At 68.5% G+C, this 12,620-nt stretch carries 9 protein-coding genes; 5 read left to right on the plus strand and 4 right to left on the minus strand.

What is annotated here, in order from left to right; all coding sequences use genetic code 11:
- The first annotated feature begins 144 nt into the window (after window positions 1-144).
- Complete coding sequence (locus ACN8ZM_RS31495; protein WP_244912020.1) at window positions 145-765, plus strand: CGNR zinc finger domain-containing protein; 621 nt, start codon at window positions 145-147, stop codon at window positions 763-765.
- Window positions 766-796: 31 nt separating this feature from the next.
- Here the strand turns inward: ACN8ZM_RS31495 and prpR are convergent, their stop codons facing one another.
- Complete coding sequence (gene prpR, locus ACN8ZM_RS31500) at window positions 797-2,779, minus strand: propionate catabolism operon regulatory protein PrpR (RefSeq protein ID WP_043181161.1); 1,983 nt, start codon at window positions 2,777-2,779, stop codon at window positions 797-799.
- 170 nt (window positions 2,780-2,949) lie between these two features.
- Here prpR and prpB point away from each other — a divergent pair, with 170 nt between their 5' ends.
- From prpB to prpF, 4 genes are all read left to right on the plus strand, one after another.
- A complete protein-coding gene (prpB, locus tag ACN8ZM_RS31505) occupies window positions 2,950-3,843 on the plus strand; it encodes a methylisocitrate lyase (RefSeq protein WP_011353756.1) in 894 nt (297 codons plus the stop codon).
- Between the two features lie 165 nt (window positions 3,844-4,008).
- On the plus strand, window positions 4,009-5,181 hold the full coding sequence (gene prpC, locus ACN8ZM_RS31510) for a bifunctional 2-methylcitrate synthase/citrate synthase (protein WP_043181158.1): 1,173 nt from the start codon (window positions 4,009-4,011) through the stop codon (window positions 5,179-5,181).
- A 77-nt stretch (window positions 5,182-5,258) separates the two neighbouring features.
- Entirely contained in the window at window positions 5,259-7,853 is a 2,595-nt protein-coding gene (acnD, locus tag ACN8ZM_RS31515; RefSeq protein ID WP_420211734.1) for a Fe/S-dependent 2-methylisocitrate dehydratase AcnD, read from the plus strand.
- Window positions 7,854-7,879: 26 nt separating this feature from the next.
- The gene (gene prpF, locus ACN8ZM_RS31520) at window positions 7,880-9,070 is read left to right on the plus strand and encodes a 2-methylaconitate cis-trans isomerase PrpF (RefSeq protein ID WP_089451639.1); all 1,191 of its coding nucleotides are present in this window, start codon (window positions 7,880-7,882) and stop codon (window positions 9,068-9,070) included.
- Between the two features lie 57 nt (window positions 9,071-9,127).
- Here prpF and ACN8ZM_RS31525 read toward each other — a convergent pair whose 3' ends face one another.
- Genes ACN8ZM_RS31525 through ACN8ZM_RS31535 form a run of 3 tightly spaced genes read right to left on the minus strand, consistent with a single transcriptional unit; the run spans window position 9,128 to window position 12,615 of the window.
- Window positions 9,128-10,066 (minus strand): alpha/beta hydrolase, encoded by a 939-nt coding sequence (locus ACN8ZM_RS31525; RefSeq protein WP_420211735.1) that lies wholly within the window; start codon window positions 10,064-10,066, stop codon window positions 9,128-9,130.
- Window positions 10,067-10,099: 33 nt separating this feature from the next.
- Window positions 10,100-11,254, minus strand: a complete 1,155-nt coding sequence (locus ACN8ZM_RS31530) for an acyl-CoA dehydrogenase family protein (RefSeq protein WP_420211736.1) — start codon at window positions 11,252-11,254, stop codon at window positions 10,100-10,102.
- 38 nt (window positions 11,255-11,292) lie between these two features.
- Entirely contained in the window at window positions 11,293-12,615 is a 1,323-nt protein-coding gene (locus ACN8ZM_RS31535) for an MFS transporter (protein ID WP_420211737.1), read from the minus strand.
- Between the last annotated feature and the right edge of the window lie 5 nt (window positions 12,616-12,620).

The following is a 12,620-nucleotide window of genomic DNA, read 5'->3' on the forward strand; positions in this document are numbered from 1 at the left end:
GGACGAAAGGCGATCGATCATCTGTGGCTCCTTGAACTGAGGCGGGTGTCAGTGCAGCAAACCTTTTTATAACTACCATGCTGGTTATGTTAGGAAGCGCCCGTGGGCTTGTCAACCGGCATGATGGTTAGATACGATCGCGTCATGAGCAAAACGCAACCTTCCGTCACGATGGACTGCCTGATTCCGGCACCGCCCGAGACCCTGAGCATCGATTTCGCGAACACGCTTTACTGGCGTGGCAGCGACCCGCCGACGGAGACCTTCGGCACGATGGACGACCTGCTGGCGTGGTGTCGCGAGCAGGCTGGCGTGCCGGCCGGTCTGGCGGAAGCGTGCCGCGCGCGCGGCGAAGAGGAGAGTGGGCCGGCGATGCTGACGCGCGCGCTCGCATTGCGCGAGGCGCTGTACCGGCTTTTCCATGCGCAGGCCGAGCAGCGCGAGCCGCAGGCCGACGATCTTGCCCTGCTGGGCGGTTTTCTGGCGGAAGCGGCGCCGCGCGTCGCGCTGGCGCGCATCGATGGCGGCTATGCGTGGCGGGTCGGGGAGGGGCGTGCGACGCTGGCCGGGCTGTTGAGCCCGGTACTGTGGTCGGCGATCGACCTGCTCGGCGGTGCGCGGCTCGCGAAGGTCAAGCGTTGCGCGAACGACGCCTGCCAGTGGTTGTTCATCGACGACAGCAAGAACGGCAGCCGCCGCTGGTGTTCGATGTCGTCGTGCGGCAATCGCGCGAAGGCGTACCGCCACTATCACAAGGCCGGCTGACGGTCGGCTCGTTCACGGCGCAGCGCCCGACCTACTTCACCGACAACTTCCGCCACAGTGTCGTCTTGCTGATGCCGAGCATCGCGCACGCGCGGTCGCGGTCGCCGCCGCATGCATCGAGTACCGCGCGGATCTCGTCGGCTTCCGCGCGACGGCGGCGCGCGTGCAGCGTCTGCGCATCGTCGGCGTCGGCCGTGTCGGCGGGCACCGCGAACAGCTCGGGCGCGATGGCCTGCAGCGCGCCGGGATCGAGCGCGCCGCACGCGGCGGCCGGGTCGCTTTCGTCGACTTCCTCGGCCAGCTCCACCGCGATCCGCTCGATCACGTTCTGCAGTTCGCGCACGTTGCCGGGCCACCGGTAGCGCGCGAGCGCGGCCTGCGTCGTGCCGAGCACGCGCGCGGCGTCGGCGGCGTCGCGCAGGCGTTCGGCGAGGCGCGGTTCACGTCGTGCGGCCTGCACGAGCAGCGTGGCCGCGAGCGCCGGGATATCGGCTGCGCGCTCGCGCAGCGGCGGCAGGCCGACGTTCAGGATGTTGAGCCGGTAGTAGAGATCCGCGCGGAACGTGCCGGCCTCGACGGCAGCGAGCAGCGGGCGGTGCGTCGCGGCGATCACGCGCACGTCGATGCGGATCGGCTCGGTCGAGCCGAGGCGGATCACCTCGCGCTCCTGCAGCACGCGCAGCAGCCGGCTCTGCAGCGACGGCGGCATTTCGCCGATCTCGTCGAGAAACAGCGTGCCGCGGTGGGCGGCTTCGAACAGGCCGGTCTTGCCGCCGCGCCGCGCGCCCGTGAACGCGCCTTCCTCATAGCCGAACAACTCGCTCTCGAGCAGCGCTTCCGGGAACGCGCCGCAGTTGACCGCGACGAACGGGTAGCTGCGCCGCGCGGACAGCGCGTGCAGGCTTTGCGCGATCATCTCCTTGCCGGTGCCGCTTTCGCCGAGCACGAGCACGGTCGCGTCGGATTTCGCGTAGCGGCGCACGAGATCGCGCACGCGCGCCATCGGCGCCGACGCGCCGACCACGTCGTCGAGCGCGTAGCGCGCCGCGAACTGCTGTGTGGTGGGCTGCGAACGCAGCGCGCGGTCGAGCCGTTCGACCGCGCGCGATTCCTGGAACGTCAGCACGCTGCCCGACGTGACGCCGCGATCGACGAGCGGCCCGCGATGCACGACATAGCGCACGCCGCGCACGGTGGCGAGCGCGTCGCCGTCCTCGCCGCGCAGCGTGCGCAGCTCGGGCCGCAGGTCGACGAGCGCGCGGCCGACGGCCGCCGCGGGTTCGACCCCGAGCGCCGACGCGAGCCGTTCGTTGATCGCTTCCACGCGGCCGCGCGCGTCGAGTGCGACCACGCCGTCGCGCAGGTGCTGGAGCAGGTTGTCGAGCCGCTGGCGGCGGAATGCCTCGGCATGCGTCGCATACGCGACTTCGAGCGCCGTATCGACGGCCTTGCGCACCGATGCGTGCGAATACAGGAACACCGCGCCCATGCCGGCGCTGGCCGCGAGATCGGTGACGAGGCCGGGGCCGACGATCGTCTCGATGCCGCGGTCGCGCAGCTCGTGCACGCAGGCTTCCGCTTCCTGCGCGGACTGATATGACGCAAACTGCACGTCGAGGCCGTACGCGGCGACGAAGCGGCGCACTTCGGGCGGCGTTTCTCCGGCGCTGACGAGTGCGATCCGCGACGCGTCGCGCCGGGCGCGCGCGAGCGCCTGCATCACGTCGAAGCCGGTCGGCGACACGACCACCACCGGCACCTGCGCACGCGTCTTCAGGAAGCCGCCGTTCGAGCCGGCCGCGACGATCACGTCGGGCCGCGCGGTGCCGGCCTCGGCGATCGCGCTGAGCGCATCCTCATAGGCGCGCGTCACGATGCGCACGTCGGCGCGTTCGTCGAATTCGCCGGCGATCTCGCGAAAGAGGTCGCGCAGGCGGCTGATGCCCATCGCCCAGATGCGCGGGCGCGCCGCGCGATCGGCCGGGCCGACGGGTTTGGTCGAGGAGAGGTCCATGACGGTCGATTATGCGCGTGCGATTTCATTTTTGAAACTTGAAATTGCTGGATTGAAATCGCAAGGCAGTGCGATGCCTGGGCCGGTTGCTTAAGAATCAGTGGGTTAGCGACGTTGCGCGAGCTGGCCCGGTCCTTGCTGTTAATGGTCGTTCCTTCAGGAGGCCGTTCATGAGCAATACGCATCTTCAGAGCGCCGGCGCGAAATTCCGCGCGGCAGTCGCGGCGGAGCAGCCGCTGCAGGTGGTCGGCGCGATCACCGCGTACGCAGCCAAAATGGCACAGGCCGTCGGCTTCAAGGCCGTGTATCTGTCGGGTGGCGGCGTCGCCGCGAACTCGCTCGGGATCCCCGACCTCGGCATCAGCACGATGGAAGACGTGCTGATCGACGCGAACCGGATCACCAACGCAACCGACCTGCCGCTGCTGGTCGACATCGACACCGGTTGGGGCGGCGCGTTCAACATCGCGCGCACGGTGCGTTCGTTCATCAAGGCCGGCGTCGCGGCCGTGCACCTGGAAGACCAGGTCGGCCAGAAGCGCTGCGGCCACCGTCCGGGCAAGGAAGTCGTGCCGGTCGAAGAAATGGTCGATCGCGTCAAGGCCGCGGTCGATGCGCGTACCGACGACCAGTTCGTGATCATGGCGCGTACCGACGCCGCTGCCGCCGAAGGGATCGACTCGGCGATCGAGCGCGCAGTGGCTTACGTCGAAGCCGGCGCGGACATGATCTTCCCGGAAGCGATGAAGTCGCTCGACGACTACCGCCGCTTCAAGGCAGCCGTGAAGGTGCCGATCCTCGCGAACCTGACCGAATTCGGCTCGACGCCGCTGTTCACGCTCGACGAGCTGCGCGAGGCGAACGTCGACATCGCGCTGTACTGCTGCGGCGCCTATCGCGCGATGAACAAGGCCGCGCTGAACTTCTACGAGACGCTGCGCCGCGACGGCACGCAGAAGGCAGCCGTGCCGACGATGCAGACGCGCGCCGAGCTGTATGACTTCCTCGGTTATCACGAATACGAGCGCAAGCTCGACGAGCTGTTCGCGCAGGGCAAGAAGTAACGTGCCCGCGCGCCGGGATTCGATTCCGGAGCGTTTTGCATGGGGCCGGGCCAGGCGCTGAAGCGCCAAGTCCGGCCGACCGCGAAGCATGGGGCCGCACTAGGCGCTAAAGCGCCAAGTCCGGCCGACAGCTGATCCCCCCGATACACATTGGAGAGCAGAAACATGAGCGAGACGAAAGACGCAGCAGCACCGGCCGCCGCAGGCGCATTCAAGCCGAAGAAGTCGGTGGCGCTGTCGGGCGTGACGGCCGGCAACACGGCGCTGTGCACGGTCGGCAAGACCGGCAACGACCTGCACTATCGCGGCTACGACATTCTCGATGTCGCCGAATCGTGCGAATTCGAGGAAATCGCGCACCTGCTCGTTCACGGCACGCTGCCGAACCTGACCGAACTGGCCGCCTACAAGACCAAGCTGCGCGCACTGCGCGGCCTGCCGAGCGCGCTGAAGGCGGCGCTCGAGCAGATCCCGGCGTCCGCGCACCCGATGGACGTGATGCGCACGGGCGTGTCGGTGCTCGGCACCGTGCTGCCGGAGAAGGACGACCACAACCTGCCGGGCGCGCGCGACATCGCCGACCGCCTGATGGCATCGCTCGGCTCGATGCTGCTGTACTGGTATCACTTCTCGCACAACGGCAAGCGCATCGAGACGGAAACCGACGACGACTCGATCGGCGGCCACTTCCTGCACCTGCTGCACGGCAAGACGCCGTCGAAGTCGTGGGTCGAGGCGATGCACACGTCGCTGATCCTGTACGCAGAGCACGAATTCAACGCGTCGACGTTTACCGGCCGCGTGATCGCGGGCACGGGCTCGGACATCTACTCGGCGATCACCGGCGCGATCGGCGCGCTGCGCGGGCCGAAGCATGGCGGTGCGAACGAAGTCGCGTATGAGATCCAGAGCCGCTACAGCTCGCCGGACGACGCCGAAGCCGACATCCGCCGCCGCGTCGAGAACAAGGAAGTCGTGATCGGCTTCGGCCACCCGGTCTACACGATCTCCGATCCGCGCAACAAGGTGATCAAGGGCGTCGCGCACAAGCTGTCGAAGGAAGCGGGCGACCTGAAGCTGTACAACATCGCCGAGCGCCTCGAATCGGTGATGTGGGAAGCGAAGAAGATGTTCCCGAACCTCGACTGGTTCAGCGCGGTGTCGTATCACATGATGGGCGTGCCGACCGCGATGTTCACGCCGCTGTTCGTGATCTCGCGCACGTCGGGCTGGAGCGCGCACATCATCGAGCAACGCATCGACAACAAGATCATCCGCCCGAGCGCGAACTACACCGGTCCGGAAGACCTGCAGTTCGTGCCGATCGAGAAGCGCTGATCGCCCACCGTGCACACCGGCCTCCCGCGTGACGGGGGCCGGCGTGCGCCGGACGCCATACCCGAGTTCCCCACACCATGAATACCGCCAACCGCAAACCCCTGCCCGGCACGTCGCTGGACTATTTCGACGCGCGCGCCGCGGTCGAAGCGATCGCGCCCGGTGCCTACGACACGCTGCCGTACACGTCGCGCGTGCTCGCCGAAAACCTCGTGCGCCGCTGCGATCCGGCGATCCTTGCCGATTCGCTGAAGCAGATCATCGAGCGCAAGCGCGAACGTGATTTCCCGTGGTTCCCGGCGCGTGTCGTGTGCCACGACATCCTCGGGCAGACCGCGCTCGTCGATCTCGCCGGCCTGCGCGATGCGATCGCCGACGGCGGCGGCGACCCGGCGAAGGTCAACCCGGTCGTGCCCGTGCAGCTGATCGTCGACCACTCGCTCGCCGTCGAATGCGGCGGCTTCGATCCGGACGCGTTCGCGAAGAACCGCGCGATCGAGGATCGCCGCAACGAGGATCGCTTCCACTTCATCGAGTGGACGAAGAAGGCGTTCGAGAACGTCGACGTGATCCCGCCGGGCAACGGCATCATGCACCAGATCAACCTCGAGAAGATGTCGCCGGTGATCCAGGCGCAAGACGGCGTCGCGTATCCGGACACCTGCGTCGGCACCGACAGTCACACGCCGCACGTCGATGCGCTCGGCGTGATCGCGATCGGCGTCGGCGGCCTCGAAGCGGAGAACGTGATGCTCGGCCGCGCATCGTGGATGCGCCTGCCCGACATCGTCGGCGTCGAGCTGACCGGCAAGCGCCAGCCCGGCATCACCGCGACCGACGTCGTGCTCGCCCTGACCGAGTTCCTGCGCAAGGAAAAGGTGGTCGGCGCGTATCTGGAATTCCGTGGCGAAGGCGCGGCGAGCCTCACGCTCGGCGATCGCGCGACGATCTCGAACATGGCGCCCGAATACGGCGCGACGGCCGCGATGTTCTTCATCGACGGCCAGACGACCGATTACCTGCGCCTCACCGGCCGCAGCGACGAGCAGGTGAAGCTCGTCGAGACCTACGCGAAGGCGGCGGGCCTGTGGGCCGATACGCTCGCCAACGCGCAGTACGAACGCACGCTGACGTTCGACCTGTCGAGCGTCGTGCGCAACATGGCCGGCCCGTCGAACCCGCACAAGCGGCTGCCGACGTCCGACCTCGCCGCGCGCGGCATTGCCGGTGCGTGGGAAGAGAAAGCGGGCGAGATGCCCGACGGCGCGGTGATCATCGCCGCGATCACGAGCTGCACGAACACCAGCAACCCGCGCAACGTGATCGCAGCGGCCTTGCTCGCACGCAACGCGAATGCGCGCGGCCTCACGCGCAAGCCGTGGGTGAAGAGCTCGCTCGCGCCCGGCTCGAAGGCGGTCGAGCTGTATCTGGAAGAAGCGAACCTGCTGCCCGAACTCGAGAAGCTCGGCTTCGGCATCGTCGCGTTCGCGTGCACGACCTGCAACGGGATGTCGGGCGCGCTCGACCCGAAGATCCAGCAGGAGATCGTCGATCGCGACCTGTACGCGACGGCCGTGCTGTCCGGCAACCGCAACTTCGACGGCCGCATCCACCCGTATGCGAAGCAGGCGTTCCTCGCGTCGCCGCCGCTGGTCGTCGCGTATGCGATCGCCGGTACGATCCGCTTCGACATCGAGAAGGACGTGCTGGGCCACGACCAGAACGGCCAGCCCGTCACGCTGAAGGACATCTGGCCGACCGACGAGGAGATCGATGCGATCGTCGCGTCGAGCGTGAAGCCCGAGCAGTTCCGCAAGGTCTACGAGCCGATGTTCGCGCGTGGCGCCGATGCGGGCGAGCGCGCGGCGCCGCTGTACGACTGGCGTGCGCAGAGCACGTACATCCGCCGTCCGCCGTACTGGGAAGGCGCGCTGGCCGGCGAGCGCACGCTGCAAGGCATGCGCCCGCTCGCGGTGCTCGGCGACAACATCACGACCGACCACCTGTCGCCGTCGAATGCGATCCTGCTGGACAGCGCGGCCGGCGAATACCTCGCGAAGATGGGCCTGCCGGAAGAAGACTTCAACTCGTACGCGACGCACCGGGGAGACCACCTGACCGCGCAGCGCGCGACCTTCGCGAACCCGACGCTGATCAACGAGATGGCGATCGTCGACGGCGCGGTGAAGAAGGGCTCGCTCGCGCGCGTCGAGCCGGAAGGCAAGGTCATGCGGATGTGGGAAGCGATCGAGACGTACATGAATCGCAAGCAGCCGCTGATCGTCGTGGCCGGTGCCGACTACGGCCAGGGCTCGTCGCGCGACTGGGCCGCGAAGGGCGTGCGGCTCGCGGGTGTCGAGGCGATCGCCGCCGAAGGCTTCGAGCGGATCCACCGCACGAACCTGATCGGGATGGGCGTGCTGCCGCTCGAGTTCAAGCCGGGTACCAACCGGACGACGCTCGGCATCGACGGCACCGAGACCTTCGACGTGATCGGCGAGCGCACGCCGCGCGCCGACCTGACGCTCGTGATTCACCGCAAGAACGGCGAGCGCGTCGAGGTGCCGATGACGTGCCGGCTCGATACGGCCGAGGAAGTGTCGATCTACGAGGCGGGCGGCGTGCTGCAGCGCTTCGCACAGGACTTCCTCGAATCGTCGCAGGCGGCTTGATCGAGTCACACAGGGATAACGCACACATGGCTCACACTCCTCAAATCAGGATTCCCGCGACCTATATCCGCGGCGGCACCAGCAAGGGCGTGTTCTTCCGGCTGCAGGACCTGCCGGACGCCGCGCAGGCGCCGGGCGCCGCGCGCGACGCGCTGCTGCTGCGCGTGATCGGCAGCCCCGATCCGTACGGCAAGCAGATCGACGGGATGGGCGGCGCGACGTCGTCCACCAGCAAGACGGTGATCGTGTCGAAGAGCGCGCGGCCCGGCCACGACGTCGACTACCTGTTCGGTCAGGTGTCGATCGACAAGGCGTTCGTCGACTGGACCGGCAACTGCGGCAACCTGTCGGCGGCGGTCGGCCCGTTCGCGATCAGCGGCGGGCTGGTCGATCCGGCGCGCGTGCCGCGCGACGGCGTCGCGACCGTGCGGATCTGGCAGGCGAACATCGGCAAGACGATCGTCGCGCATGTGCCGGTGACGAACGGCGCGGTGCAGGAGACGGGCGACTTCGAGCTGGACGGCGTCACGTTCCCGGCCGCCGAAGTGCAGCTCGAATTCATGGATCCGGCCGCCGAGGAAGAAGGCGCGGGCGGGTCGATGTTCCCGACCGGCAACCTCGTCGACGATCTCGCGGTGCCGGGCGTCGGTACGCTGAAGGCGACGATGATCAACGCGGGGATCCCGACGATCTTCGTCGAAGCGGAAGCGATCGGCTACACGGGTACCGAGCTGCAGGACGCGATCAACGGCGATGCGAAGGCGCTCGAGAAGTTCGAGACGATTCGTGCGCACGGCGCGCTGCGCATGGGCCTGATCGACACGCTCGACGAAATCGCGACGCGGCAGCACACGCCGAAGATCGCGTTCGTCGCGAAGCCGGCCGATTACGTCGCGTCGAGCGGCAAGCGCGTGAATGCGGGCGACGTCGACCTGCTGGTGCGCGCGATGTCGATGGGCAAGCTGCACCACGCGATGATGGGCACGGCGGCGGTCGCGATCGGCACGGCCGCGGCGATCCCCGGCACGCTCGTCAACCTGGCGGCGGGCGGCGGCGCACGCAACGCGGTGCGCTTCGGGCATCCGTCGGGCACGCTGCGCGTCGGCGCGGAAGCGCAGCTCGAAAACGGCGAGTGGACCGTCACCAAGGCGATCATGAGCCGCAGCGCACGCGTGCTGATGGAAGGCTGGGTGCGCGTGCCGGGCGACGCGTTCTGAGCGTAGCCGGTTGAGCGGTACGGATGCGGGCGGCTTCGGCCGCCCGCGTCGTTTTCGTCATCCGTGCAGGAACCGGCGCAGTGCATCGTGGCTGAGGCGGCGCGCCGTTTCGGACACGCGCGCACCGGGCACGATGTCGAAACCGTGTACGCCGCCGGGGAGCACGTGCAGTTCGGTCGGCACGCCCGCGCGAAGCAGGCGCTGCGCGTAGTCGAGATTTTCGTCGAGGAACAGGTCGAGCGAGCCGACCGACAGGAACGCGGGCGGCAGGCCGTCGAGCCGCGTGGCGCGTGCGGCGGCGGCGTACGGCGACACGCCGTCGAGGCCCGGCGCATGACCGAGCAACGCGCTCCAGCCGAACCGGTTGTTGGCCGCATGCCAGACGAACTCGCCGGCATGCGGATGCGGCGTGCGCGTGCAGGTGCGATCGTCGAGCATCGGATAGATCAGGTGCTGGAACGCGAGCCGGTATTCACCGCGGTCGCGTGCCAGCAGCGCCAGCGCGGCGGCGAGCCCGCCACCCGCGCTTTCGCCTGCCACGCCGATCCGCGCCGCATCGATGCCGAGTGCATCGGCGTGGCGGAAGACCCACGCGAGCGCCGCGTAGCAGTCCTCGATCGCGCCGGGAAACACGGTTTCCGGCGCGAGGCGGTAATCGATCGAGATCAGCGCGCAGCCGAGCTGCGTCACGAGCGACCGGTGTACCGCCTCGAGGTCCTTTGCCGCGCCGCGCACGTAACCGCCGCCGTGCATGTGGACGATCGCCGGGAGCGGGCGTGCGCCGGCCTCGGGCAGATAGACGAGGACCGGGACGTCCGGCGCGCCGGCAGGGCCGGGCACCGCGCGGCGTTCGAGCGTACTGCCGGCGAGGTCGGGCGGTGGCAGCGGCAGCACGCGTTCGCGCGACTGCGCGAGGTTGTCGGTGCTGAGCGTGACGGTCGGCCAGATCGCGAGCAGCGGGCGGATTTCAGGATCGACGAGATGCAGGGTATCCAACGCATGGCTCCATCGTGACGGTGGGCCGCGCGATCACAGCACGCTGCGCGCGACGACCCAACGGTGTACCTCGGTCGGGCCCTCGAAGATGCGCATCAACCGCGCTTCGCTGGCCATCTGCTGTAGCGGCATTTCCTTCGTCATGCCCATCGCGCCGAGCGTCTGCATCGCATGATCGATGACGCTCGATGCCATTTCGGTCGCGAATACCTTGACCATCGAGATCTGCGTGCGCGCGTCCTGCCCGGCATCCACACGCGCGGCCGCTTCGTAGGTCATGAGGCGGCACGCGTGGATTTGCGTGAGCGCGTCGGCGACCCACCACTGGACAGCCTGGCGTTCCGCGAGCGGCACACCGAAGGTCGTGCGCTGTTTCGCATGGTCGCACAGCATCGCGACCGCGCGCTCGGCGCGGCCGATGCACCAGGCGGCCATCTCCAGCCGCCGGTTCGCGAGCCGTGCTTGCATCGGCGCGAACCCGGCGCCTTCCCGGCCCAGCAGTTGCGCGGCGGGAATGCGGCAGTTCTCCAGCACGATTTCATACGTGGACAGCCCGCCGATCATCGGGATCCGGCGTTCGATGATGAAGCCCGGCGTATCGCGGTCGACGATGAACGCCGACATGCCGCCGCGCTTGCCCTTGCTTCGATCGGTGAGCGCCATCACGATCGTCCAGTCGGCTTCGGTCGCATGGCTGATCCAGATCTTGCGGCCGTTCAGCACCCAGCTGTCGCCGTCACGCACGGCCGTCGTGGACAACGCGCCCGGATCCGAACCGGCGCCCGGCTCGGAGATCGCCATCGCGGCACGCGTGACGCCGCGTGCGTACGGATCGAGATAGCGCGCGCGCTGCGCGTCGTCGGCCACTTCGCACAGCATCCGCAGGTTCGGCGAGTCCGGCGGCAGGATGTACGGGGTCACGGTCGTGCCGATCGCTTCGTTTACACCGACCATCGCGACGGCCGGCAGGTCGGCGCCGCCTGCATCGAGCGGCGCGTCGAGCCCCCACAGGCCGAGCTGCCGCGAGCGCTCGTCGAGGTGCGCGCGCTCGTCGTCGAGCAGCCCGAAGCGCTGGCCGTCGGCCTCGCGCGCCATCACGGCGGCTTCGAGTGGAATCAGTTCGTCTTTCACGAAACGTGCGACGAGGTCCCGGATCATCCGGTGGTCGAGTTCGAGTTCGAAATTCATGAGGGTCGATGAGAGTGAGGGAGGAAAGACCGACGCGGTCAGCCCGCGTCCGGACGAGACGATGCGCGGGCGCGCAGTGTGAACAGCAACGCGATGGCGCCGGCTGCGAGCAGCGCGGCGTTGAAATAGAGTCCGCCGCGCATCGACCCGGTGGCCGTGTTGAGCACGCCCATCAGGAACGGGCTCGCGAACCCGCCGATCGCGCCGGACATCGTGATCGCCGCGATCGCGACCGCCATCGAGCGCTTCGGCAGCGCGAGCCCCGGCAGCACCCAGAACGCCGGTAACGTCGCGGCGTGCGTCGCGACCGCGACGCAGAGGGCGATCATCATGTGGGTCGTGCCGCTGACGCGCGCCAGCCCGACGAGCGCCGCCGCGCACGCGATCATCGCGATCGCGCCATGCCCGCGCCATTCGCGCCGGCGTTCGGTGCGCCAGCCCATCCCGAGCATGCCGACGATGCCGCACAGGTAGGGCAGCGCGGACAGCAGCCCGATCTGCATCGCGCCATGCAGGCCGCCGCGATGAAGAATCACGGGCATCCAGAACACCAGCGCATAGCCGGCGGCCGCGATCGCGAAATTGGCCGCGCACAGCAGCCAGAAATCGCGGTGCGCGAGCAGCGGGCGGGTCATGTTCGCCTCCGGCGTGCTGGCTTCGGCCCGCGTGTGCGCGGCGTGCAGCGCGGCCTTGTCGGCGTCCGACAGCCAGCGTGCGTCGTCCGGCCGGTCGTCGAGAAACCGCAGCGCGACGAAGCCGAGCACGCTGCTCGGCAGTCCTTCCACGAGGAACAGCCACTGCCAGCCGCTCAGGCCCGCGGCGCCGTCGAAGTACGACAGGATCGCGCCCGACGCGGGGCCGGCGATCATCCCCGCGAGGTACAGCGCGGTCATGAAGAGCGCGAACGCCTTCGCGCGCTGCTTCGGCGGATACCATGCGCCGAGATAGAACAGGATGCCGGGGAAGAAGCCGGCCTCGAACACACCCAGCAGGAAGCGGCACGCATAGAACTGCGCGGGCGTCGTGACGAACATCGTCGCGGCCGAGCCGAGCCCCCACAGCACCATGATCCGGGCGATCGTCCTGCGCGCGCCGATCCGCGCAAGCAGCGCGTTGCTCGGAATCTCGAACGCCATGTAGCCGATGAAGAAGATGCCCGCGCCGAGCCCGTAGACGGCGTCGGAGAAGTGCAGCTCGGCCGCCATCTGCGCGTGCGCGAAGCCGATGTTGATCCGGTCGATGAACGACAGCGTGTAGCAGAGGATCAGGAACGGCAGCAGCCGGCGCGAGATCCGGCGGTAGAGCGCCGGCGTCGTGCCATCGTCAACCGTGGCCGGGTGGGTCGAAAGGGTCGGGGTCATGAGCA

Source organism: Burkholderia aenigmatica (genome assembly GCF_048627025.1).
Classification (GTDB): domain Bacteria; phylum Pseudomonadota; class Gammaproteobacteria; order Burkholderiales; family Burkholderiaceae; genus Burkholderia; species Burkholderia aenigmatica.